Origin of the sequence: Sulfitobacter sp. S190 (assembly GCF_025141935.1) — a bacterium.
Classification (GTDB): Bacteria; Pseudomonadota; Alphaproteobacteria; order Rhodobacterales; family Rhodobacteraceae; genus Sulfitobacter.
Map to the genome: position 1 here is coordinate 1,381,235 of NZ_CP081120.1, position 22,805 is coordinate 1,404,039.

General features: G+C 63.2%; 22 protein-coding genes. 2 read left to right on the forward strand and 20 right to left on the reverse strand.

All coding sequences use genetic code 11. From position 1 onward, the window contains the following. Nucleotides 1–20: 20 nt before the first annotated feature. The 11 genes from K3756_RS07120 to K3756_RS07170 all read right to left on the reverse strand — a co-directional run bounded on the left by K3756_RS07120 (nucleotide 21) and on the right by K3756_RS07170 (nucleotide 9,576). Entirely contained in the window at nucleotides 21–671 is a 651-nt protein-coding gene (locus tag K3756_RS07120; protein ID WP_259992285.1) for an SDR family oxidoreductase, read from the reverse strand. A 39-nt stretch (nucleotides 672–710) separates the two neighbouring features. Beyond that, a complete protein-coding gene (locus K3756_RS07125) occupies nucleotides 711–977 on the reverse strand; it encodes a type II secretion system protein N (protein ID WP_259992287.1) in 267 nt (88 codons plus the stop codon). 120 nt (nucleotides 978–1,097) lie between these two features. Next, on the reverse strand, nucleotides 1,098–1,493 hold the full coding sequence (locus tag K3756_RS07130) for a hypothetical protein (protein WP_259992289.1): 396 nt from the start codon (nucleotides 1,491–1,493) through the stop codon (nucleotides 1,098–1,100). Nucleotides 1,494–1,535: 42 nt separating this feature from the next. Further along, the gene (purF, locus tag K3756_RS07135) at nucleotides 1,536–3,020 is read right to left on the reverse strand and encodes an amidophosphoribosyltransferase (protein WP_259993511.1); all 1,485 of its coding nucleotides are present in this window, start codon (nucleotides 3,018–3,020) and stop codon (nucleotides 1,536–1,538) included. Between the two features lie 110 nt (nucleotides 3,021–3,130). Continuing rightward, nucleotides 3,131–4,255: a HAMP domain-containing sensor histidine kinase gene (locus K3756_RS07140; protein WP_259992291.1), complete on the reverse strand. Its 1,125-nt coding sequence runs from the start codon at nucleotides 4,253–4,255 to the stop codon at nucleotides 3,131–3,133. 79 nt (nucleotides 4,256–4,334) lie between these two features. Beyond that, the gene (locus K3756_RS07145) at nucleotides 4,335–4,892 is read right to left on the reverse strand and encodes a CvpA family protein (protein ID WP_259992293.1); all 558 of its coding nucleotides are present in this window, start codon (nucleotides 4,890–4,892) and stop codon (nucleotides 4,335–4,337) included. Between the two features lie 25 nt (nucleotides 4,893–4,917). Then, nucleotides 4,918–6,285 carry a DNA repair protein RadA gene (gene radA, locus K3756_RS07150; protein WP_259992295.1) on the reverse strand — a complete coding sequence of 456 codons (1,368 nt, stop codon included), beginning with the start codon at nucleotides 6,283–6,285 and terminating at the stop codon, nucleotides 4,918–4,920. Nucleotides 6,286–6,330: 45 nt separating this feature from the next. Further along, nucleotides 6,331–7,131: a DNA repair protein gene (locus tag K3756_RS07155; RefSeq protein WP_259992297.1), complete on the reverse strand. Its 801-nt coding sequence runs from the start codon at nucleotides 7,129–7,131 to the stop codon at nucleotides 6,331–6,333. Between the two features lie 123 nt (nucleotides 7,132–7,254). Further along, entirely contained in the window at nucleotides 7,255–7,722 is a 468-nt protein-coding gene (locus tag K3756_RS07160; protein ID WP_259992300.1) for a paraquat-inducible protein A, read from the reverse strand. Continuing rightward, nucleotides 7,710–8,744 (reverse strand): alanine racemase, encoded by a 1,035-nt coding sequence (alr, locus tag K3756_RS07165; protein WP_259992302.1) that lies wholly within the window; start codon nucleotides 8,742–8,744, stop codon nucleotides 7,710–7,712. The genes K3756_RS07160 and alr overlap by 13 nt, the downstream gene beginning before the upstream one ends. A 55-nt stretch (nucleotides 8,745–8,799) precedes the next feature. After that, nucleotides 8,800–9,576 carry a DUF1194 domain-containing protein gene (locus K3756_RS07170; protein ID WP_259992304.1) on the reverse strand — a complete coding sequence of 259 codons (777 nt, stop codon included), beginning with the start codon at nucleotides 9,574–9,576 and terminating at the stop codon, nucleotides 8,800–8,802. A 144-nt stretch (nucleotides 9,577–9,720) separates the two neighbouring features. On the opposite strand from K3756_RS07170, the gene K3756_RS07175 reads away from it, so the two are divergent. Next, nucleotides 9,721–11,034: a dienelactone hydrolase gene (locus K3756_RS07175; RefSeq protein WP_259992306.1), complete on the forward strand. Its 1,314-nt coding sequence runs from the start codon at nucleotides 9,721–9,723 to the stop codon at nucleotides 11,032–11,034. A 251-nt stretch (nucleotides 11,035–11,285) separates the two neighbouring features. Here K3756_RS07175 and K3756_RS07180 read toward each other — a convergent pair whose 3' ends face one another. The 9 genes from K3756_RS07180 to K3756_RS07220 form a co-directional block, all read right to left on the reverse strand. Beyond that, a complete protein-coding gene (locus tag K3756_RS07180; RefSeq protein ID WP_259992308.1) occupies nucleotides 11,286–12,785 on the reverse strand; it encodes a replicative DNA helicase in 1,500 nt (499 codons plus the stop codon). A gap of 142 nt (nucleotides 12,786–12,927) precedes the next feature. Beyond that, on the reverse strand, nucleotides 12,928–13,605 hold the full coding sequence (locus K3756_RS07185; protein ID WP_259992310.1) for an orotate phosphoribosyltransferase: 678 nt from the start codon (nucleotides 13,603–13,605) through the stop codon (nucleotides 12,928–12,930). Nucleotides 13,606–13,662: 57 nt separating this feature from the next. Then, complete coding sequence (pyrC, locus tag K3756_RS07190; protein WP_259992311.1) at nucleotides 13,663–14,694, reverse strand: dihydroorotase; 1,032 nt, start codon at nucleotides 14,692–14,694, stop codon at nucleotides 13,663–13,665. Nucleotides 14,695–14,727: 33 nt separating this feature from the next. Beyond that, entirely contained in the window at nucleotides 14,728–15,690 is a 963-nt protein-coding gene (locus K3756_RS07195; RefSeq protein WP_259992313.1) for a phosphoadenosine phosphosulfate reductase, read from the reverse strand. A gap of 106 nt (nucleotides 15,691–15,796) precedes the next feature. Beyond that, nucleotides 15,797–16,843 carry a glycosyltransferase family 2 protein gene (locus tag K3756_RS07200; RefSeq protein ID WP_259992316.1) on the reverse strand — a complete coding sequence of 349 codons (1,047 nt, stop codon included), beginning with the start codon at nucleotides 16,841–16,843 and terminating at the stop codon, nucleotides 15,797–15,799. Nucleotides 16,844–16,847: 4 nt separating this feature from the next. Then, nucleotides 16,848–17,567, reverse strand: coding sequence for an FkbM family methyltransferase (locus K3756_RS07205; protein WP_259992318.1), 720 nt, complete (start codon nucleotides 17,565–17,567; stop codon nucleotides 16,848–16,850). Beyond that, a complete protein-coding gene (locus K3756_RS07210; RefSeq protein WP_259992320.1) occupies nucleotides 17,568–19,952 on the reverse strand; it encodes a glycosyltransferase family 2 protein in 2,385 nt (794 codons plus the stop codon). Continuing rightward, nucleotides 19,952–20,590 (reverse strand): sulfotransferase, encoded by a 639-nt coding sequence (locus tag K3756_RS07215; protein WP_259992322.1) that lies wholly within the window; start codon nucleotides 20,588–20,590, stop codon nucleotides 19,952–19,954. The genes K3756_RS07210 and K3756_RS07215 overlap by 1 nt, the downstream gene beginning before the upstream one ends. Further along, nucleotides 20,587–21,633 (reverse strand): glycosyltransferase family 2 protein, encoded by a 1,047-nt coding sequence (locus tag K3756_RS07220; protein WP_259992324.1) that lies wholly within the window; start codon nucleotides 21,631–21,633, stop codon nucleotides 20,587–20,589. The genes K3756_RS07215 and K3756_RS07220 overlap by 4 nt, the downstream gene beginning before the upstream one ends. Nucleotides 21,634–21,872: 239 nt before the next feature. Here K3756_RS07220 and K3756_RS07225 point away from each other — a divergent pair, with 239 nt between their 5' ends. Beyond that, the gene (locus tag K3756_RS07225) at nucleotides 21,873–22,778 is read left to right on the forward strand and encodes a MoxR family ATPase (RefSeq protein WP_259992326.1); all 906 of its coding nucleotides are present in this window, start codon (nucleotides 21,873–21,875) and stop codon (nucleotides 22,776–22,778) included. Nucleotides 22,779–22,805: the final 27 nt, after the last annotated feature.

Consider the following 22,805-nt stretch of genomic DNA (forward strand, 5'->3'; position numbering starts at 1 on the left):
GGCAAGCAAGCATCCGCTGCCTAGCTGCCCGAAAGTCCTGTCTCGCGCAGAATGCGGGCGGCTTGCTCTGCCGGAGCGTGCAGCGGGGCGCGGTCCTCTCCGGGGAAGAACCGGGCGCGGGTGGCGGTGGGCATCGGCTGCGGCACGGCGATATGCACCCGCGGACCGCTGCGCGCCGTTTCGGCCTGCCAGCTGCGCGCCAGCGCCATCTGCGCGGCTTTGGTGGCCCCGTACGCGCCGAAAAACTTCTCGCCCGCGCGCGGATCGTCGAAAAACAGCGCCTGACCCTCGGTGCCCAGCAAAGGCGCCACATAGGAGATCAGCACGGAGGTCGCCGTGACGTTGCCTTTGACCGATTTGTCCAGATCGCGGGCGTCCACATGCGGCGTCGGCGTCATCGGGGCCGCGTGGATTGCGGCATGCGCCCAAAGGTCGAGACTGCCCCAGCGATCAAAGATGCCCCGGCACAGCGTCGCCATCGCCTTGTCATCGGTGATGTCCATGGGTGCCAATGTGGCACTTCCACCCTTGGCCTTGATGCGGTCGTCCAGCTCTTCGAGCGCGCCGACCGTGCGGCCCACGGCGATGATGTGGTGGGTGGGGGCGAGCGCTTCGGCCAGTGCCGCGCCCAATCCGCGCGACGCGCCGGTGATCAATGCAGTATGTGTCATGCGGGCCGTGTGCACCTGCCAACGGCGCAGGTCAAGGGCCTAGCCCTTGGGCAGGCGCATCACTTGCTGGTTGCCATTGCGGCTCAACACCAGACGGTCCTCGCCGATGGCCTCCACGGTGCCCCCGGCCACGCTATCGCCGACCTTGACCTTCTCTGTCTTGCCCGCGGGCAACATGATCAGGGCCTCGGGGGCGTTACTTGACCCGAAAATACCGATCAGCGCCGTCCGGTCCAGACGCGCCTGTTCGGTCGCCAGATCCTTGACCTTCGCAGGGGTCGGTGTGCCGTCTTCGCCAGTTGCCATAGTGTCCTCTCGGGGTCTTTCATTCACGTCGAATGAGGCACCTATGGGTGCGCTGCCCAAGGCGAAAGGGGGGTGCATATCCATCGGCAGAGGCTTGCCAACACGCTGGCAAAAACGCGCCTAGCGGTCGCGGCGGTGGTACGTGAACGTCAGCACAGCCAGATGTCCGATCGCCTGCGCGGGCAGGGGCGCTGTCAGGGATAACGCCAGCAACCTGTTGCCTTTAAACGTAAAATCATCGGGGTAGAGCTGGCGCACCGTGTCGGCAAGGTTGGTCTTGCAGTCCACGAACAGGTTGATGCGGTCCGGTGTCGCAGGGGCGTACGACATGCGCAACGTGCTGCCCTGGCGGGGCCTGCGCGGGCGCCACGCGGGCTGCCCCCACTTGAGAGATTCGTCCAGCGGCCCGACTTCGGCATCCCGCGCCGCGCGCAGGACAAGCGCACGCACCGCGGCGAACCGCGCGCGCGCGGTCCGGGGCCATTTGTCCACAATATCGGCAAAAGGATCGTCCATGCCGAGACCCTAGCACAGGCCGCGGACAATTTGTGTCAGCAGCTATTCGGCCGCGGTCTTCATCTTGAAGCCTTCCTCGACCTGATCGGCCGGGGTCACGGGGTATTCGCCGGAAAAACACGCATCGCAATACTGCGGGCAGGACTGGTCGCGCCCGTCTTTCTGCCCCACGGCGCGGTACAGCCCGTTGAGCGAAATAAACTTCAGACTGTCGACCCCCAGATGGTCGCGCATTTCTTCTTCGCTCATCGTGGCGGCCAACAGCTTTTCGCGCTGCGGTGTATCGACACCGTAAAAACACGGCCACGCAGTCGGCGGGGAGGCGATGCGGAAATGCACTTCTTTCGCGCCCGCATCCAGGATCATCTCCTTGATCTTGCGGCTCGTGGTGCCACGCACAACACTGTCGTCGACCAGGATCACCCGCTTGCCCTTGATCAGCGCGCGGTTCACGTTCAGCTTCAGACGCACACCCATGTTGCGGATCTGCTCGGTCGGCTCGATGAAGGTGCGGCCCATATACTGGTTGCGGATGATGCCCATCGCATAAGGAATCCCCGATTGCAGGCTGTAGCCGATGGCCGCGGGCGTACCGGAATCGGGCACCGGACAGACCAGATCGGCCTCCACCGGGTTTTCCTTGGCCAGTTCCCGGCCGATCGCCTCGCGGGTCTCATAGACAGAGCGTCCGCCCAGAATGCTGTCGGGCCGCGAGAAATACACATGTTCGAAAATGCAGAACTTCGACGGCTGTGGCCGGAAGGGGAAATGCGATTCGACCCCTTTCTCGGTGATCACGACCATCTCTCCGGGGGCGATCTCGCGTACGAATTCGGCACCGATGATGTCGAGCGCACAGGTCTCGGAACTCAGCGCCCAGCCATCGCCGATCTTGCCCAGCACCAGCGGGCGCACGCCCAGCGGGTCGCGCACACCGATCAGCTTGGTACGGGTCATCGCGACGACAGAAAACGCGCCCTCGACCCGGCGCAGCGCGTCTTCCATCCGCTCGGGGATGGTCCGCTGCAGGGACCGCGCCATCAGGTGAATGATGCATTCGCTGTCCGAAGACGACTGGAAAATCGACCCGCGTTCGATCAATTCACGGCGCAGGGCATTGGCATTGGTGATGTTGCCGTTATGCGCAATTGCCGCGCCACCCATTGCAAACTCACCGAAAAACGGCTGCACATCGCGGATCGCGGTCTGTCCCTTGGAGCCGGCAGTGGAATAACGCACATGCCCGATGGCCAACTGGCCGGGCAGATGTTTCATCACATCCTGACTGGTGAAATTGTCGCGGACATAGCCGAAACGGCGGGCCGACTGGAAATTCGCCTCCGCATCATAGCTGACGATCCCGCCCGCTTCCTGGCCGCGGTGCTGCAGCGCGTGCAACCCCAATGCGACGAAATTGGAGGCATCGGCCACCCCGACAACGCCGAAGACGCCGCATTCTTCCTTCAGCTTGTCGCCATCCCCACCGTCGGTCAGGTAGGTGGTGTCGAACGGATTGGCGGGGGGCATGATCTTGGACGTGCTGTGGGACAAGGGAGGCTCCTGCGCGGACGTATCAATGCAGGCTTATTACGGGCAATCCGGCACAGTGTCACCCCACCGATTGTCGCATCGCACGCTCATTTTATGAGCGGCGTGCTCACAGGCAGAATTGCGGGCCGCACGGGGGCAGGGGCCGCGGCCATTGGCAACTGCGACGCGTCCGTGTGACCGGGCAGGCAAAAGCAGACGGAACTGCCCGCACGGTCGGAATTGTTGAACACGCGGATGCTGCCGCCCCGCGCGAGGATCAGCCGCCTGATCCCCAACAGCCCATAGCCGCTGTCGACCCGAAAATCGCCGGTCTGCAGGAAGACCGAACCGGGGTTGTCGAACCCCTTGCCGTTGTCGCCCACGGTAAATTCGATAAAGCCACCTTCGAGACACCGCGCACGGCAGGTCAGCTGCATCCGCTCGCGCCCGCCGTATTTCAGCGCGTTGTCGATCAGGTTGCGGAGCACGATCTGTACCGCGTTCTTGTCGCCGGTGACGGTCGCGTCATCGCAGATCATCTTGTGGATCGATTGCGGGTCAAGCGCGCCCATGATGTTGCGCACCAGCTGTGCCAGCTCGAAGGTCTGGTCCTCTGCGACGGCCCCCACCGCGCTGGCATGCGACAGCACATCCGAAATCAGCGCCATCGATTTTTCCGACGTTTCGGCCAGCATTTCGATCAGCTCCAGCTTGCCATCGCCGCGGTCCTCGAAATCCTCGCGCAGCATTTCCGACAGCATGGCGACATTGCGCATCGGCGTGCGCAAATCGTGCGCGGCCATGGTGACAAACTGCTCCACCTCGTCGCCGATACTGCGCAGCTTGGCCTGCGCGTTGGCCGCCGCCCATTCCGCCGATACGTCCTTGGCGCTGCCGATCAACCGGATGACCTCGCCCTCGGGGGTCATCTGGGGTGCAAGCGTGGTGCGCACGATGCGTGTCTCGTCGCCGAAGGGCAGCTTAAATTCATAGCTGCGCCGCGTGCGCGTACGGATCGTTTCCAGCTGCTCGCGGTAGGCGGCGGCCCCGTATTCCGCGCCAAAAGCCTCGATCGTCGTGCGGCCCACGAAATCCGACAGCGGCCGGCCAAGCCGCGCCAGTGCGGCGGCGTTATAGGTGCCATAGACGGGCACAGCACCTTCCAGAACGTCCAGCACAAAGATCGGGGTCGGCACGCAATCAAGCAGTTGGTATAGATCTTCGATGGCCATGGCAGTTCCTTTGTCCCGTCATCCGGGGGGAATACACCATCACCTTTAACGCAACCCTAAGTCACGCCGTGATCCGCGATTATTGCGCCGTGCAGGAGGCCACCAGTTCTTCGTATTTGGTGGTGATCCACCCCAGCGCCTGATCCGGGTCCTGATTCTGGATGTCATCGGTAAACCGTCCGAACACCTGCGCAGAGCGGCTGTCATCGACCATTGTGATCTGCTGGTTGCTGATCACTGTGGAATAGACAAAGAACGCGATGGCCACCAACAGGATGCCGCGCGCCACGCCAAAGATGAACCCGAGCGCCTGATCGAACCCGCCCAGAACCGACCGCTGCACCAGCGACGAAAACAGCGGGGTGAAAAGCGATACGATCACCAGCGTGATGGCCAGAACGATGGTAAAGGCCCCGATGATCGACAATTCGCAACTGTCGGCAAGGAATTCGCCCACCACCGGCAATTCGCGCACCAGCGGTTCCACCTGCGGGGCAAACAGATAGGCCAGCACCGCCGCCGCGATCCAGCCGACGATCGCCATCAGTTCGCGCACGAATCCGCGCCCGTATGCCAGCAAGGCAGACATCACGATGACCAGCGCCACCACCCCATCAATGACGGTAAAACCTTCCATGCCTCAGCCTTTCTGTGCGCAGGTGTCAGCCCGCTCCGAATATTTCGCCGACGAAACCGGTCAGATCGGCCATGGGGCGCGATGTGATGCCGTTGACCTCGACGGCCTTGCCGCCCTTGGGGGCGATTGCGCTGGTAAAACCAAGTTTTTGCGCCTCTTTCAACCTGTTTTCGGTCTGGGTGGCGGGGCGCAGCGCACCCGACAGGCTAAGTTCCCCGAAAACAACGGTTTCGGCGGGCAGGGCGGCATCCTCGCGTGCACTCAGCAGGGCCGCGGCCACTGCCAGATCGGCAGCTGGTTCGGAGATCTTCATCCCGCCCGCGACATTCAGATAGACATCCAGCCCCGCAAACGGAATGCCACAGCGCGCCTCCAGCACGGCAAGGATCATTGCCAGTCGCCCGCCGTCCCAGCCCACGACCGTACGGCGCGGCTGGCTGTGCGGCGACGGCGCCACCAGCGCCTGTATCTCGACCAAAACGGGTCGCGTGCCCTCGACACCGGCAAACACGACCGATCCGGGGCTTGGCTGGCCGCGTTCGGACAGAAACAGGGCCGACGGGTTCAGCACTTCGGACAATCCGCGGCCCGTCATCTCGAACACACCGATCTCGTCGGCAGGGCCAAACCGGTTCTTGACCGACCGCAGGATGCGGAACGGATGGCCCCGCTCGCCCTCGAAATAAAGCACGGTATCGACCATATGCTCGACCACGCGAGGGCCCGCGATCTGGCCCTCCTTGGTGACGTGGCCCACCAGAATGACCGAGGTGCCGGTGCGTTTGGCAAAGTTGGTCAACTCATGGCTGGCAGCGCGGACCTGGCTGACCGATCCCGGCGCGCTGTCGACATTGTCGGCCCACATGGTCTGGATCGAATCGATGATCGCCAGCTGCGGGCGCTCCTTGTCCAGCGTGGTCAGGATGTCGCGCAGATTGGTTTCGGCCCCCAGCTTCACCTGCGCCTGCGTCAGCCCCAGCCGCTGTGCGCGCATCCGCACCTGCGCCGATGCTTCCTCGCCCGAGATATAGACGACATGCAGACCCTTGTTGGCAAAAGCCGCCGCGGCCTGCAGCAACAGTGTCGATTTGCCGATGCCGGGATCGCCGCCCACCAGCGTGGCGGAGGCCGCCACCAGACCACCGCCCAGCACACGGTCCAGTTCGCCCAACCCCGACATGGTGCGCGGCGGCGGGGCCTCTTCGGTGGCCAGATCCATCAACGCCATCGCACTGCCCCGCGTGGCGCCGAGCGATTTCGAAGGCGGACCGGCGCTCAGCGCCTTGTCTTCGGAAATGGTGTTCCATTCGCCGCAATTGTCGCAGCGGCCCGACCACTTGGGATAGCGGGCAGCGCAGTTGGAACATGAAAATGTGGTGGTTGCTTTGGCCATGACGCTATGTGCCGTGGCGCGCGCGGATCGTCAAAGGAAAAGCCGTTACTCGGCGGCCTTCGGGGGCATTTCGATCAGCGTATTGTCGAGCGCGGCGCTGTCGATCGGGGTGATCTGCGCACTGGGGCGGCTCACGGTCGTCTCGCGGCCCAACTCCGGCATGATTTCATCCAGCTCGTCCGAAAGCCGCTGCAACTGCGCCGCCGCGACACTTTCCTCAAGCTCCACCTCATGCGACCAGTGCTTCAACTCGGTCGAAATCGCCTTGGCCTGATCCAGCCGCTCGTTGAACAGGTTCACCTCTTCCTGCCGCTGGGACAGGAAATCGCGGGCGCGCTTGATCTTGTCGTCCGAATAAACCTCCGCCAACTCGCGGCTGACATGGCTCATCTGGGCGGCCATCTCCAGAAGCGCGGGCTCAAGCGTGCTGAGATCGGGGTGATCGCGCAGATAGGCCAGACGCTCGCGCACCGCGTCGAATTCCGAGCTCAACTTGAACGTACGGCCCCGATCGGCGGCATGTACCATGCCGTAGGCGCGCGCGACGTCCTCCATCGACACCGAAAACTGGCGGTGCGAATTTTCCAGCTGCATGATGCGGGTATTGGCGGGCAGAAAGAAACAGATCGCCGCGGACAGCACGGTCGCACCGACCTGCGCATAAATGCCTGCGTTCTCGATGGGCGCGCCGCCGAACATCAGCGTCAGCTCCACCCAGGGCCAGTATCCCAGCGCGGCCATGATCGTCGCAGTCGTCAGTCCTGCGGCGCAGGCGGCAAAGAACAAAAGCGCCGCGCGCTGCATCAAATACTGAAAGAAAAAGCCGAACGCTCTGAGCTGTTGCATGTTCATCCCCAAGTTGCGCCATCGGCGGTATCATGCCGACAACGCGCCAACAGATGGTAAAGTTCCGCTTATGTGCTGCAAAGGAAAAATTAACCACTTTTTCCCATCTTCACCAAATATTGTTTACCTTTGGTCACTTATCCCGCGATCAACTTGGGATTGTTGACCCAGAACACTAATCATCAGGGATGCAAGGATACAGAAGGTGAACAGGTACAGGCCCCACGCCACCTCGATCCGCCCGACATCGATTCCCTTGGTGAGGGTGATATAAAGCGCGATGAGAAAGATATCGGCCATGGCGAGCTTGCCCAGAAGTGCCAGCGCCGGTTTGATCCGCGGGCCGAGCAGACCAAAATGCACCAGCGCCAGTCCGATGGTTTTGAGATAGGGCGCGACGAGCGCGAAGACCGTCACCACCAGCGCCAGAAACACATCGCTTTGCCACAGCGATTGCAGCCCCGTCATCACCGAAATTTCCGACAGACCGAACAGCGGCAACAGACCTGCGCGCATCAGGGGGGCAAACCACGCCACCGGATACAGCACCAGCAGCGACAGGTTCACCCAGCGGGCAATCACGCCCGCCATACCCGCTTGTACCGATGGCCAAGGCTGGTCAGCACCTCGTACCCGATGGTGCCCGCAAAACCGGCAACCGTATCAACCGACTGGTGCATGCCCAGCAGCTGCAAATGCTCCGGCGTGTCGTTGAGGTCGGTAACATCTGCGGTGATCAGATCCATCGACACGCGGCCGATCACCGGCACCTTGGTATCGCCGTGGGTCAACCACGCCTGCGGTCCCATCGCGCGGATCAATCCGTCTGCATATCCGGCGGCGATTGTCGCGACACGGCTGGGGCGGCGCGCGGTCCAGCTGTTGCCGTAACCTACGGTTTCGCCCGGCTGCACATCGCGGATCTGGATCACCGGAATGTCCAGCGTCACCACCGGTGTGGCATCGATAAATGGCAACCCGCCATAAAGCCCGATGCCCGGCCGCACCATGTCATAGGCAAATTCCGGCCCCAGCAGCGTGCCCCCCGTCGCCGACAGCGACCGCGGGACATCAAGCCCTTCGGTCATGTCGTCAAACGCGCGGCGCTGGCGGTCGTTCATCTCGTGGGAGGGATCGTCCGCGCAGGCCAGATGGGACATCAGAACCGTGGGGCCCTGTGCCAGCGCAATCTCGCGCAGGGCGGACCACTCGTTGGGCTGCATGCCCAACCGGTTCATGCCGCTGTTCAGCTGGATGCCGAAGGGATGGCCCGGCAGCGCCTCCACGTGGCGCAGCATCTGGTCCACCGAATTGATCAGCGGTGTCAGACGCGCATCGCGCAGCGTGTCTGCATCGCCCGCCATATGCCCCGAGAACACCGAAATCTGCGGCCCGGGCCCGATGGCATGGCGCAAACGCGCCCCTTCTTCGGCCACCGCCACAAAGAACTGTCGCGCGCCCGCGGCGGCCAGCCGCGTACCCACCTTCGCCGCGTCCAGCCCATAGCCGTCGGCCTTGACCACGGCACCCGTCTCTACTTGCGCAATTTTTCCAAGCGCGCGCCAGTTGGCGACAATGGCATTCAAATCGATGGTCAGAACAGCGGTACTCATGGCACGGGTTTTGACACGAACGCGCGGCAGGTCAAGCGCGGCTTGCAGCGTTCAGCTACGGAATGTCGAAAAAGCTGCGGTTTTGCTGCCACATCTTCTCGCCCACCTGACAATCGTAGGGGGCAGGCGCCTGCGCCCGCCAGACCTGCTGGGCGGCAGCCAACCCCGCGATCTCGAGCACCAGCTTGCGGGTCACCGCCGCCGGAAAGGCATCCCAGCGGGTCACCGGAATGACAAAGGCACCCGGCCCCCCGATCACGCAGGCGGCGTAGAACGCATCCAGATCGGGTATGCCCCATATCTCCGACAGCGCATCCTGCGTCATCAGGGGCAATCCGTTGATGGTGATGCCCTGTGCGACGACCTCGTCGCGGGCGGCGCGCACGGGCGGTCCCATGTTGTTGGGGCCATCGCCCGACACGTCAATGACGCGGCGCAAGCCCTCGAACCCGTTCGTTTCAATGCTTTGGGCCGCAAAACGCAGGGCCGATGAAATCGACGTCCGGCGCAGGCTGTCGTCGTAATGCGCGGTGATACGGCTGGCAACGTCGCGGGCCCCCTCGGGCGATGACACCTCGGTCCACGGCACGATCACCCGCTGGCTGTCGCTGCCCGCCCACTCGATATAGGTCAGCGCGATCCGGCCGAGCAAACCGCCCTCTATCGCCTCGGCCACGGCGGTGCTGGTCAGCGCCTCCGCATAGCCGCGCCGCTGCAACTCCAGCTCCGCGGGCGACATCGACCGCGACACATCCACCGCCAGAACCAGCTCCAGATCAACCTCGCGGGCCCGCGCGGGCAGGGCCGCCAGCACCGTCAGAACAAGGAACATGATCACACGCATGGTGCCAGCATGGCGTGCATCGCGCGGCCCGTCCAATCACAAAACGCCGCAGGGGGTACCGCTACGTCATGGAAAGGTAACTTGTGGTTGTGGCTGCGACCCGTACACTCCCGGTATCCAGAGGAGGACCCCATGACCCTGACACGTTTTGCCTTTTTGCCACTGGCCCTGTCCGCGACCGCGGCGCTGGCGGACAACCCCATCGACACGCAACTGCCCTCGGCTCCGGCGTTGGCCGCCTACGGCGATCTGCCGGTGGGGGTGCGCAGCTTTGACATGCTGAACCCCGACCAGATCGATATCCTCGCCATCGATCCTGCCGCCGACAAACCCGATCCGCTGCCGCGCTACGACCGGCCACTGACGGTCGAAATGTGGTATCCTGCCGCCGACGGGGCCACGGGCGATACATCTGTCAAAGCCTATCTGCGCGACGGCACGACCGAAGTCACCCTGAGCGGGCGCGCCATGCGCGACGCCGCCGTGCGCACGCCCGATGCGGCCTATCCTCTGGTGCTGATCAGCCACGGCTATCCGGGCAACCGGTTCCTGCTGTCGCATCTGGCCGAAAACATCGCGTCAAAAGGATACGTGGTCGCCTCCATCGATCACACCGACAGCACCTACCGCACCAAGGCGGCGTTCGGCTCGACGCTGGTGAACCGCTCGTTCGACCAACTGTTCGTGCTTGACGAAATGGCGCGCATGGCCGGACAAGGCGCTGAATTCGAAGGGCTTTACGACGCCGACAATACGGCCATCATCGGCTATTCGATGGGCGGCTACGGGGCGATCATCACGGCGGGCGGCGGCGTGACCGAAGCCTCGGTCGGATATTCCTGGGGCGCCCCGCACGGCACGCTGGCCGTTCATCAGGCCGGCAGCGATAGCCACGCGGACTTGCCAGACGCACGGATCAAGACCGCCATCGCTTTCGGGCCCTGGGGCATGAACGCGGGCTTCTGGGATGCCGAAGGTCTGGCGGGCGTGCAAATCCCGATGCTGTTTATCGCAGGCTCGCAGGATGACGTGTCACTCTACGAAAACGGTGTGCGGGCGATCTGGGAAAATGCCAGCGGCGTGGACCGCGCGCTGCTGACCTTCGAAAACGGCGGCCACAACGCTGGCGCACCCATGCCGGCCCCTGCAGAAAGCTACCGCTTCGATGAGGCACTGGGCTTCAACGTGTCCGAACACTACACCGATCCGGTCTGGGATACCGTGCGCATGAACAATATCTCGCAGCATTTTGTCACGGCATGGCTCGACCGGGCGCTGAAAAACGATGCCGAAGCAGGCAGTTACCTCGATCTGGTCGAACAGGCCAACGCGGGAGTGTGGTCCATGTCCGACGATGGCAAGGAAAACGTGGATCACAGCTACTGGAAGGGCTTTGCCAAAGGCACGGCCAAGGGCCTGCGCTTTGAAACCCTCACCGCGAACTGATCTTCCTCATCCCCCCGGCAGGGTGTCGACATGCCGGGGGGTGACCCCGCGGGGACGCGCCGAAATGGCGGAAATTCAACAAATTCAGGGGGCTACCATTGCTGACCTTGGGTCAGCTTTTCGCGGCGCGCGATTGGGTTAACGGTACTTTTCCCGCTCAGGATGTGCACGTTAACCTTTTGCGCTAAGGTGTTGTTTTTGCACGGGTTGACGTAGCGTCGCGCAGTTTCTGCACAACTTTATCCACCGGTTCAGAATTCCTGATCGTCGCCGCCCTGCTGCTGCCACGGCTTGACCAGATTGCCAAAGCGGGTAAAGCGACCCTCAAAGCTCAATTCGACCGTGCCGATCGGCCCGTGGCGCTGTTTGCCGATGACCACCTCGGCGCGCCCGTGCAGGCGCTCCATCTCTTCTTGCCAGACCGCCATCTTGTCCAGTTCGTGATCGCCCGGCTTCTCGCGCTCCTTGTAGTATTCCTCGCGGAACACGAACATCACCACATCGGCATCCTGTTCGATCGATCCCGATTCCCGCAGATCCGACAGCTGCGGGCGCTTGTCTTCGCGGTTTTCGACCTGACGGCTCAACTGCGACAGCGCGATCACCGGAATATCGAGCTCCTTGGCGATGGCCTTCAACCCCATGGTGATCTCGGAAATCTCGTTGACGCGGTTGTCGTTGTTGCCCGTGCCGCGCACCAGCTGCAGATAGTCGATGATCAGCACGTCCAGCCCGTGGGTCCGCTTCAGGCGCCGGGCGCGCGCGGCAAGCTGGGAGATCGGCAGGGCGGGCGTGTCGTCAATATAGAGCGGGCAGGCCTCCAGCGCCTTGGCCGCATCCACGAACCTGCGGAATTCGGTCTCCGTCATGTCACCGGACCGGATCTGCTGGCTGGGGATCTCGGCGGCTTCCGACAGGATCCGCGCGGCCAGCTGTTCGGCGCTCATCTCGAGGCTGTAGAAGCCCACGACCCCCCCGTCGACCGCCCCTTCGCCGCCGTCAGGCAGCTTGCCGCGCTTATAGGCCTTGGCCACGTTGAAAGCGATATTGGTCGCCAACGACGTCTTGCCCATCGACGGACGCCCCGCAAGGATCAGCAGGTCGGACCGGTGCAAGCCACCCAGCTTCTTGTCCATGTCGATCAGGCCGGTCGACACACCCGACAGGCCACCGTCCCGTTGATAGGCGGCGTTGGCCACGTTGACCGCATCGGTGACAGCGCGCAGAAAGCTCTGGAAACCGCTTTCGACCTGGCCCTGCTCGGCCAGCTTGTAAAGCTGCTGCTCCGCCTCGACGATCTGCTCGCGCGGCTCGGACGCCACATCGACGGTCGCGGCCTTGGCGGCGATATCGCGGCCCAGACCGATCAGATCGCGCCGGACCGCCAGATCGTAGATCATCTGCGCATAGTCGCGCACCGCAAATGCCGAAATCGCCGCACCGGCAAGCCGCGCCAGATAGCTCGGCCCGCCCAACTCCTTGAGGCCCTCGTCGTCTTCCATGAACGCCTTGAGCGTGACAGGAGAGGCGAGGTTGTTCTTGGCGATGCGCGCGGCGGCGATCTCGAAAATGCGCGCGTGCACGGGATCATAAAAATGCTTCGGACCGATGATAGACGCCACGCGGTCGTAGATGTCGTTGTTGGTCAGGATCGCACCCAGAAGCTGCTGCTCGGCTTCGATGGAATGCGGCATTGTTTCGGCTGCCTGCACGGCGATGCCATTGGTGTTGACCGACGAAATCTCGTTCATTTTTCTGACCCCATTTGCCCCGCCGCTGTCATAGCGAAGGGGCGTTAGGCGCGCAAATTGTATGTTTTTGTGGATAAAATTGTCGAAAAAGCGCGCCACCTACATATTGCGGTAGCGGGCAGGCATTCGTCAACAGGTGGTGTTATTTGCGGTGGGCGTCCTGCCACTCACGGGGAGAATTCAGGAAGGTTTCCACCTCGTTCAGGGTGACTTCGGGGAAAGCGCGTTGCGCCTTTGCCTCGGCCAGAACATCCCACCAGGTGCACAGGTGATGCAGGCTAACTCCGTGATCGCCCAGCGTCTTTTCGGTCTGCGGAAAGATGTCGTAATAGAAGATCACGGCCGTATGCGCGCAGGTGGCGCCGGTGTCGCGAATCGCGTCCACGAAGCTCAGCTTCGATCCGCCATCGGTCGTCAAATCCTCGACGAGAAGCACGCGCTGACCTTCGCTCATGGCGCCCTCGATGCGCGCGTTCTTGCCGTAGCCTTTGGGTTTCTTGCGCACATACGTCATCGGCAGGGCCATGCGTTCGGCCACCAGCGCGGCGAAGGGAATGCCCGCCGTTTCGCCGCCCGCGATGTTGTCGAAGGCCTCGAACCCCGCGTTGCGCATGACCGTGACGGTCAGAAAATCCATCAGCGTGCTGCGGATGCGCGGGTAGCTGATCAGCTTGCGGCAATCGATGTAGCTGGGCGAGGGCAGGCCCGACGCAAGCGTATAGGGGGTGTCGGTGTTGAAGTTCACCGCGCCGATTTCCAGCAGCATACGGGCCGTCAGCCGGGCCATGTCTTCGGGCGAGGGGTATGTGCTGGGGATCATCGCGGGTGTCCTTGCAAGGCGAGAGGGTGGGATTTGAGTTTAAAGAGCAAGATGAAGTCAGCTTGACCAGTGCAGATCCATCATCGGATCGAACACGGTGACCGGCCCTTCGGGGGTTTCGATGAAGGCGGGCGTGTCCGGCGCGGTCCGCTGCAGCGTCGTTGTCGCCTCATTGGGCGGCAGGCCATAGAAGGCAGGGCCGTTGAGGGAGGTGAAATTTTCCAGCTTGTCCAGCGCGTTGTCCTGCTCGAAGACTTCGGCCAGGATCGACAGGGTGTTGGGCGCGGTGAAGCAGCCCGCACAGCCGCAGGGTTGCAGTTTGTTTGCATCCGTATGCGGTGCGCTGTCCGTGCCGAGGAAAAAGCGCGGATCGCCGGAGGTGGCGGCGGCGCGCAGCGCGATCCGGTGGTTTTCGCGCTTGGCCACAGGCAGGCAGTAGTAGTGCGGTTTGATGCCGCCGGACAGGATGTGGTTGCGGTTGATCACCAGGTGGTGGGTGGTGATGGTCGCCGCAAGCCCGGTTTCGGCGCTGCGCACGTAATCGGCGGCGTTTGCGGTGGTGATGTGTTCCATCACGACGCGCAACTGCGGATGCGCGCGGCGGATCGGATCCAGCACACGGTCGATGAACACGGCTTCGCGGTCGAAGATATCGACATCGTTGTCGGTGACTTCGCCGTGAGTGCACAGCGGCAGGCCGATTTCGGCCATTTTTTCCAGTACCGGTTGGACCTTGTCAAAGCTGCTGACGCCGGAGGCGGAATTGGTGGTCGCCCCCGCGGGGTAGAGTTTCACGGCCGTGATCAATCCCTCCGCGTGGGCCGCGGCGACATCCTCCGGATCGGTGTTTTCGGTCAGATAGAGCGTCATCAGCGGCGTGAAATCCGCGCCCTGCGGCAGGGCTGCCATGATCCGGTCACGGTAGGCGCGCGCGTCGTTCCCGGTCACCACGGGCGGCACCAGATTGGGCATGATGATGGCGCGGGCAAAGTCGCGCGCGGTATAGGGCAGGACCGCGCGCAGCATGTCGCCGTCGCGCAGATGCAGGTGCCAGTCGTCGGGACGGCGGATCGTGAGGGTCTGGGTCATGGACCGCGTGCTAGCATGCACACGCGGGGCGCACTAGTCCTGTTGTGGTGTCGCGGCCTTGGCGCCCTTGCGGGCCTTCTTGCCCTCAAGCTCCTTGAGGCGGCGGGCAAACCGCGGGGCGTGCATGCGCGTCGTCACGTTGCGCGCCAGCCCGAGTGTCAGCCGGTCACGTCCCTGCGCATCCAGCGATGCCATCAGCGCCCGAAGATAGGGCGGGTGCATCCGGCGCGCCCGCATCATGCGGGCAAAGGCCACGGTGTCGAGTTCATCCGATGCGATGGCACGCAGCATCGGGGCAAGCTGGTCCATTTCCAGCAGATCGGTCTGGATCGCGTCGCCCATATGGCGCAATCGCAATTTGCGCACGTTCGCCCGCGTGAACAGCGCCGCATGCATCGCGTCGAGCTGTTGGCGCGGATCATAGACGACATAGGCGGCGGCCGCCCCGTCGAGCATATCGGGTGCGTAGCCATAGCGAGACGTGAAATCGGCGCTGCGCATTTCGACAAAACGGTCGTCCCATTCGGTCACGCGCGGATCAAGTGTGGCCTGGGGTTGTACCATCAGTACCCGCGCCCCGGGCGAGGCCACCGAGAATGCCGCAGCCGCGTATCCGCACGGGCCCGCGCCATAGAAAATCACCCGCTCGAATTCATCAAAGAACCCGTCATCGATCAGCCGGTCGAAATAGGCATAGACCGCGGGATCGCGAAACCAGGTGTCGCCGTCCGATGCGATACACAGGCTCGACCAGTTCTGCTCGGCCATGAACTCCCAGCCCAGCGGCTGGGCCAGAGGGGAGAGGGCGGGAATGCCCTGCAACGTCTCGAACGTGACGAGCAAGGTCTCGCTTTTTTCGACAAAGGCCGCGTAATGGCGGCTGCCGAGGCGCTCCAGATATCCGTCCGCATCGCACAGCGTTTCCACCGCGTCGATCCAGTCGGTCTTTTTCATGCCAGCCAGCGATGTCTCGAACGTCAGGCCTGTTTCCGCCATGGCGCAATCCTCAAATGCTCGTGCCCTGCACGTCTTTGGTGCAGATTCTGTCACAAACTAAAAGAGCATTGGGGCGAAATTAGGGAAAATTGACGCTGAAAAAGGACTAGGACGCCGGTTCCTGTCGCGCCTTATTGGCATAACCCACCAGAAACTGGGCGACTTTTTGCGGTACCGGTTGCGAGGGCGGCGTCATCAGCAGACGGCCAAAGAGGGCGCGAAACGGTTCTTGCTGCATCAGCGCGTCAAAGCGGGCGTGCCGCCATTGGACCGCACGGGCATGCAACGCGCCGAGGGTGGCATCGGCCATCAGCCCGGCAAGGATACGCGCGCGGGGCTCGGACAGGCTGGCGATGGAGGAGTCGGTGTCGGTATTGAAATTCCGCTCCACCCAGTAATCGAGCCCCAGCGCGTCGCCTGCGTGGACCGCACGGCCCCGATCAGCCTTGAGCACAAAGCTTTCCAGCGCGCCCAGCGGGTAGTGGTTGAGCTGGACCAGACCGTAATTGTCGCGTCCGAAATTGGAGAAGATGCGGCGCCGGGCGAATTGGTCGGGCAGGGGGGCGCCGTTGCCGTCAAACCAGCGCGCCTGTGCCAGTCGTGCCGCATCGGCGTCGCGCGGGCGGTGCACGCCGGGTTTGGCATAGGTGCCATCGTTGCGGTAAAGCGTCTTGAACATCGCCGCGCGCCACGGCCAGTACATCACCGCGGGGGCGCACCGCGTGAACGTGTCGAGCACCGGCGCATCGCGGTACCTGACCTGACCCGCCGCACCGAACAGCCGCCACGTCAACGTGATCGCGGTGGCATCGGGCAGGGCGGCCAGCAGCGCACCCAGCGTATGATCGCCCGTGTGTACGTTGACGAATTCGTCGATATCGAGCGGCAGGATCCACGCGGCCCCGCGCAGCACCTCCATCCCGGCGGCGGCCTTCAGCGCGGTAAACTGCACGCCGTTCTTGTGGTAGGGGCCGTCGTTGCGCACATGGGTGACGTGGCCCAGCTCTTCGAGACGGTCCAGCATGGCATCCGTGCCATCGTCGCACGCGTTCGAGAACACCAGCACATGGTCAAAGCCGACCGCCAGATGGTGGGCCAGCCATTCCAGCACAAACGCCGCCTCGTTGCGGACACAGAGCAGCGCAAGCTTCACCGCGCTACCACTGCCGCCGGAACGAGACGACCTTGCGGTTCGATCCGCGGTGGTAATAGGCCATGCCCGCATCCATGAAGGCGCGGAACACCGCGTTGATCCCTTCGGGGCCGACCAGTTGGGGATGGGTTTCGATCACCGCCGCACGCAGGTTGCTCAGATCCAGCAGCGGCAGCAGTTCCGCCTCCGCGCCCTCGATGTCACAGACCAGCGTGTCGATCTGCAATTCCTTGAACGTGGCGCGGGCGTTGAGCACATCGACCTTGGTGACCTCCAGCAGGGTCTTTTCATTGTCGCTGGGGCGCGGGTCCAGCGACGAGCCCAGCAGCTTGCGGCGCACGTAGAAATCGCGCGTGCCCTTGCGCTTGCCCAGAATGGCGTTGTGGACATGCGCATTGGTGAGGTTGTTGGCCTCGTGAACGCTCTTGATGTAGGGGATCAGATGGGGGTTGGCCTCGAAGGCATGGATCGCCTTGAGCTTGCGGCGCGTCGCCAGAAACGTCGACATATACCCGATGCCCGCGCCCAGCTCCATGACCGTGTCGCCATCGCGCACGACCTTCAGCACCGCCTCGCTTTCCTTGCTCTCATAGCGGTTTTCCCGCAGCGCACCGCGGATCTGGCCGCGGATGAACCGCCCATCCTTGGGAAACTTCAAACCCCGCGAGCGCACGAAAGGGGACCGCGTGCGCGCGGCGGGGGCGTCCGTCGTTGCAGGTTCCATCTAACTCTCCATATCCAGCGCGAGCGCATAGGCCACACGCTCGGTTTCCGTCAGCTTTACCGCCAGCGCCTCTTGCAGCAGATCGGCAAATTCGGGGTTCTGGTGCAATTCATCGGCCTTGGCGCGGTGCCACGCCACCCCGCGTGCGTGCAGATCGGCAAGCGCTTCGTCGGTCATCAACCGGTCATATTCCGCACGCAGCCGCGGGATGTTGCGCTTGATCGTGATGTCGCGGAAATCGGACCAATCCATGCGGATCCAGTAGTTGATCCCGATCGAGCGGTCGACGTGCAGCGCGCGGCCCCGCTGACGTTTGATGAGAAAACTCTCCGCCGACCGCAGCGCATAATGATTGAGCTGTAACAGATCGTATCCAATGGATTTCTTCGACGACCGCCAGCCGTTCTCGGCCACTTCACGGGTCATGTCCTGACCCGATCCATTCACCCATTTCACACGGTCCTTGAACCCCTCGTCGAGCTTGTTGGGCCGGTGGCAGCTGATCTTCTCGTAGGCGCCGATGTTCCGGAACATCGTCTTGAACCCCCAGACCGTGTGCGGCTTGGGGCAGAATTTCGGCGCACAGCGGTCGAACTGGTCGATCACGAACGCATCGGACAGATCGGTCACGCCATTGTGGCCGAACAACCGCCACGTCATGGCGACATTGGTGGCGTCGGGCACGGCGTCCAGAAAATCCTGCACCGTGCCATTCCCGCAGCGCACATTCATGAACTCGTCCACATCGATATGGATGATCCATTCCGCATTCCTGATCACCGGTTCTTTCAACGCCTGGTTCAGCGCGTATTGCTGGGGCGAATTGCCCTTCCAGTTGTCGTTGTTGCGGTGCTGCAAAACGCCCATCTCCTGCAACCGGTCCAGCAATTCGGACGTGCCGTCGGAGCAATCGTTGGTATAGATCAGGAAGTTATCGACCCCCATGGCGCGGTGGTGGGCCACCCATTCCACGATATAGGGGGCCTCGTTCTTCATACAGCCGACAATCACATTGCCCGAATTGCCCTCGGGCAGATCACGCGGCGCAATCGGGGTATAGGCGGCGGCCAGCTCTTCTTCGTTGACCGATCCCATCTTGTTGTGGGGGGCAAAGCTGGAACTGCGCAGCTTTTCGAAATTCTGCTTGGCCAGCGGCGGCAGCAACCGCGCCGCGGTGGCGCTCAACCCGTCCGGCGTGTCGTCGGGCGGCGGTGGGGCCTGTGCCACATCCGCGTGCCCCGCACCGTCAAGCTGCGCCAGATCGGCGGCCTTGGCCTTCTTTTGCGCTTTCGTCGCCTTGTCGATGCGCCACATGAACCCCAAGAGATACTGCGAGGCGCGAAATCCCCTTGTCGGGTCCGCCTCCTGCCAGATGTCTGCTGACGCAGATGTCTTGAAAGTCACAGCGCTCAGCCCGGCATGCGCCTTGACCAGCTTTTTCAGACCGGGGGCGAAATGCGCGGCAATCGGGTGCAGGGTCGCAGGGTCGATGCCGGGGCCGTCGACGGCGATCTCCTGCACGAAACTGCGCCACAACTGGCGGGGCAGAATGCGTTTGCGATTGGCCAGCACCTGCAGGATCAGCGCGTTCAATTGGCGTCCGCGGGCCAATGCCGCCGCAGCCACGGGGGTGGGCAGGGCCATGTCGCGGGCGCGGCCCAGCGGCGCGTTGATGGTAAACACGTCGCGCAGCGTCCCGGTCACATCAGCCGATGCAAACCTCGCCGCGTCATACCCGTGCAGCGCCACGCGCCCCGCGCCAAAGGTGCCTTCCCAGAAGGCCACCAGCGCCGGCAGATCGAGCCAGAATACCGGCGCCTGCGTTTCGGCGAACACGCCTGCGGCAGGGTCGATCGCGGGCGTCCGGGCCAGCGCCGCGCGCCACCAGTCGTCCTGACCCGCCAGCGCAAGCTCCGCATCCAGCGTCAGGCCACGGCCCTCCAATATCTGGCTCTCGTAATGGCGCGCCAACATGCGCGTGGGCGCATCGACATGGGCAATCACGTGAATATCGTCGCTGATCGGCGCCAATATACCGCGCAGCCGTTCCAGCTCGGACACGGTGCGCAAACAGGTGCCAAGCTGCGAACACGACACGATCAGCGTGTCGGGGCTGTGCTGGGCCACTTCGCGCGCCAGATCGGCGGCCACCGCCTCGCGCAACACGGCCTGCTTGTCGGGCGCGATATAGCCGCGGTTGAACCGCAGCGGGTCCACGTGGGCAGGGTCCGTCACGGCCATGAACAGACGTGTGTGGTTCTTGTTGCCGGGGCTGCGGGCATAAAGCGTACCGTGGCGCAGCATCAGGTCGCGCTTGGCCGCCAGCACCGATTGCAAGCGGTCCGCGCCGACACCTTCCAGCCCGATATGAAGTTCGATCCGCATCAGCCGGTCCTGTCCTGATCTTCCAACGCCTGATTGGCGTTTGCCTGCCCCCACCACGGCAGATCGCGGCCCAGATGCCGGGCCACCTGCGCACGGGCCCCGGGGTCCGCCACATCGTACTCCAGAAACGCCGGATCGCCCGCGAAAATCACCGCCAGATGGGCGTAATGCCCGTCGATCCAGCGCATGCGCTCTTTCGATGTCTCACCGTATCCTTCGGGCAGGCCGGGCACGTCCGAGGCGGGCAACCTGTCGACACCCAGATCGGACCACGCCAGCATCGATTGCGACACGTCCCAACTGTCGCGGCGTGAGGCGACAAAACGCACATCGGGGTGATGGGTGCGGATCGCGTCAATCATGGCAAAATCCATCTGCGGCCAGAGCGATTTGCCCTCGCGCAGACAACTCAGCTCCGTCAACGCATTGAAATCCCCGCAAAATGCCGCCGGATCACCGTCGAGGTAATAGCCGCGGTACAGCAGGTCCGCCACATAGGCATCGTGCAGCTCCGCATCCTCCGTCTGCCGCTTGCGGATGCGGTGATCGGCCACGCGGTACCCCGCCAGCTTGAGCGCACGGGCCAGCGTGGTCGTGCCGGTCTTGGGCAGGCCCAGATTGACAACGGCAAGGCTCACGCGACCTCCTCCCACAGACCCAGCTTGCGCAGCATCGCCTCTTCCTGCGGGGGCAACAGCGACGCGGCCCGCAGCTGGTCGGCCATCTCGCGATAGGCGGGCTGCTGCATCAACGCATCACGCTTGGCACGGTGCGCGGCCACACTCGCATCATGCAGCGCACCAATCTCGCCCTCGGCCTTCAACGCATCCATCCGCGCGCGCACATCCGGCAGATGCCGCATGATGCTGGCATCCTCCCACGCCGGATCGTTGCGTTCACGCCAATAGGTATCGTCAAACGCGCGGTTTTCGCGGTTCACGTCGCCGCGGTCGTTCTTGACCAGATAACTGTCGAGACTGCGCAGCGCATAGTGGTTGAGCGTCGCAAAATCACGCGCGCCCGCCGCCGGAAACCGGCGAATGCGGCGCGGATTGGCCGCGACCAGAAACTTGTGGGGGACAGCACGCCCCGATCCATCGGTCCAGACGACCTTGGCCTTGCCTTTCGGTTTCGCAAAAGGCCGGTGCGCCCCGTAATACTGTAACGGAAAATCATTGCGGACGAGCGATTTGACCTCGATCGCCGCCTCGCCACACCACAGATCGGGATTATGGCTGCGCCGGAACTGGCCGATCACGGGCGCGTCCTCATAGGTATCCACACCGTCATTGGCGAAAAACTGGAAATTCAGGCTGATCGCTTGCGGATCACCACAGGCCTCGATCAGGTCGGCAAACCGGTGGTTGCCCACATGGATGTTGGGAAATTCGTCAACATCGGCCACCCACACCCAATCGGCCTGCGCCACGACGGGCTGCAGCTTGGCATCGCGCAGCGCCTCCATCTGGTAATTGCGGCCCTCGGCGGGATTGGGCAGATGCTGCACGATCCCCCGCGCGGCCAGCGCATCCAGCAGATCATCCGTCCCGTCGTCACAATCGTTGGAATAAAACAGAAAATCGGTGACGCCGACCAACTGGTGATAGGCAATCCACTCCAGCAGGAAAGGTCCTTCGTTTTTCACGCAGGTCACTGCCGTGATCCGGGGATCAACCGCCATGGCGCTCCGCCATCGTTGTGCACATGCCCATGTCCGCCTCGCCTCGCCAGTGTCCGGGGTCTTATGCCCCGTTACCCTTTTCGTGTGGTTAAGACTGTCGCATTTCAGGCGAATCGCGTCAATCGGCGCAGGGTGGGCAGGCGTAGATTGCGTGACATATCAGCCATTGGTGCTATTGACCCCGCGCGGCGGGGGTGGCCTGTTGGGCGCATAGGGCAGGTAACACGCAAGGGCGGACAATGGCGGACATCTCATCAATCGACGGCGTGCAGGCGATGCTCGCCGCACAGGGCTACGTGTGCGACAGGGCACTGGCGACAGTGGTCTTTCTCAGCCTCACCCTCGGCCGGCCGCTCTTTCTCGAAGGCGAAGCGGGCGTGGGCAAGACCGAAATCGCCAAATCTCTCGCCAAAAGCCTCGACCGGCGGCTGATCCGGTTGCAATGCTACGAAGGGCTCGATGCCGCGTCGGCGGTCTATGAATGGAACTTCCCCGCCCAGATGGTCGCGATCCGCACCGCCGAAGCGGCCGGTGACGCGGACCGCACGGCGCTCAATACCGAACTCTTCAGCGACGAATTCCTGATCGAACGCCCGCTGCTGCAGGCCATGCGGCCCGATGCCCGCGGCGCACCGATCCTGCTGATCGACGAGCTGGACCGCACCGATGCCCCCTTCGAGGCCTTCCTGCTCGAAGCGCTCAGCGACTTTCAGGTCACGATCCCTGAAATGGGCACCGTCAAGGCACCGGAGCCGCCCATCGTGATCCTGACCTCCAACCGCACCCGCGAAGTGCACGATGCCCTCAAACGGCGCTGCCTCTATCACTGGGTGGACTACCCCGGGTTCGAGCGTGAAATGGAAATCCTGCAGGCACGCGCGCCGCAAGCCGCCGAAGACCTCAGCCGCGAAGTCGTGGCCTTCGTGCAAAAACTGCGCACCGAAGATCTGTTCAAGAAACCCGGCGTGGCCGAAACCATCGACTGGGCCAAATGCCTGCTGGCGCTCGATGTGCTGACGCTGTCGCCCGAAGTCATCGCGGACACGCTCGGTGCCGTGCTGAAATACCAGGACGACATCGCCAAACTGCAGGGCTCCGAAGCCAAACGCCTGCTGGACGAAGCCCGCGCCAGCCTTGTCGCGTGACGGCGCGCTTCATCTTGCCCCTAAACT

What these genes read in the sequence shown, in the direction of transcription:
- K3756_RS07120 (WP_259992285.1), bottom strand. Translation starts at nt 671, where the DNA reads ATGACACATACTGCATTGATCACCGGCGCGTCGCGCGGATTGGGCGCG.
- K3756_RS07125 (WP_259992287.1), bottom strand. Translation starts at nt 977, where the DNA reads ATGGCAACTGGCGAAGACGGCACACCGACCCCTGCGAAGGTCAAGGAT.
- K3756_RS07130 (WP_259992289.1), bottom strand. Translation starts at nt 1,493, where the DNA reads ATGGACGATCCTTTTGCCGATATTGTGGACAAATGGCCCCGGACCGCG.
- purF (WP_259993511.1), bottom strand. Translation starts at nt 3,020, where the DNA reads ATGCCCCCCGCCAATCCGTTCGACACCACCTACCTGACCGACGGTGGG.
- K3756_RS07140 (WP_259992291.1), bottom strand. Translation starts at nt 4,255, where the DNA reads ATGGCCATCGAAGATCTATACCAACTGCTTGATTGCGTGCCGACCCCG.
- K3756_RS07145 (WP_259992293.1), bottom strand. Translation starts at nt 4,892, where the DNA reads ATGGAAGGTTTTACCGTCATTGATGGGGTGGTGGCGCTGGTCATCGTG.
- radA (WP_259992295.1), bottom strand. Translation starts at nt 6,285, where the DNA reads ATGGCCAAAGCAACCACCACATTTTCATGTTCCAACTGCGCTGCCCGC.
- K3756_RS07155 (WP_259992297.1), bottom strand. Translation starts at nt 7,131, where the DNA reads ATGCAACAGCTCAGAGCGTTCGGCTTTTTCTTTCAGTATTTGATGCAG.
- K3756_RS07160 (WP_259992300.1), bottom strand. Translation starts at nt 7,722, where the DNA reads ATGGCGGGCGTGATTGCCCGCTGGGTGAACCTGTCGCTGCTGGTGCTG.
- alr (WP_259992302.1), bottom strand. Translation starts at nt 8,744, where the DNA reads ATGAGTACCGCTGTTCTGACCATCGATTTGAATGCCATTGTCGCCAAC.
- K3756_RS07170 (WP_259992304.1), bottom strand. Translation starts at nt 9,576, where the DNA reads ATGTTCCTTGTTCTGACGGTGCTGGCGGCCCTGCCCGCGCGGGCCCGC.
- K3756_RS07175 (WP_259992306.1), top strand. Translation starts at nt 9,721, where the DNA reads ATGACCCTGACACGTTTTGCCTTTTTGCCACTGGCCCTGTCCGCGACC.
- K3756_RS07180 (WP_259992308.1), bottom strand. Translation starts at nt 12,785, where the DNA reads ATGAACGAGATTTCGTCGGTCAACACCAATGGCATCGCCGTGCAGGCA.
- K3756_RS07185 (WP_259992310.1), bottom strand. Translation starts at nt 13,605, where the DNA reads ATGATCCCCAGCACATACCCCTCGCCCGAAGACATGGCCCGGCTGACG.
- pyrC (WP_259992311.1), bottom strand. Translation starts at nt 14,694, where the DNA reads ATGACCCAGACCCTCACGATCCGCCGTCCCGACGACTGGCACCTGCAT.
- K3756_RS07195 (WP_259992313.1), bottom strand. Translation starts at nt 15,690, where the DNA reads ATGGCGGAAACAGGCCTGACGTTCGAGACATCGCTGGCTGGCATGAAA.
- K3756_RS07205 (WP_259992318.1), bottom strand. Translation starts at nt 17,567, where the DNA reads ATGGAACCTGCAACGACGGACGCCCCCGCCGCGCGCACGCGGTCCCCT.
- K3756_RS07210 (WP_259992320.1), bottom strand. Translation starts at nt 19,952, where the DNA reads ATGCGGATCGAACTTCATATCGGGCTGGAAGGTGTCGGCGCGGACCGC.
- K3756_RS07220 (WP_259992324.1), bottom strand. Translation starts at nt 21,633, where the DNA reads ATGGCGGTTGATCCCCGGATCACGGCAGTGACCTGCGTGAAAAACGAA.
- K3756_RS07225 (WP_259992326.1), top strand. Translation starts at nt 21,873, where the DNA reads ATGGCGGACATCTCATCAATCGACGGCGTGCAGGCGATGCTCGCCGCA.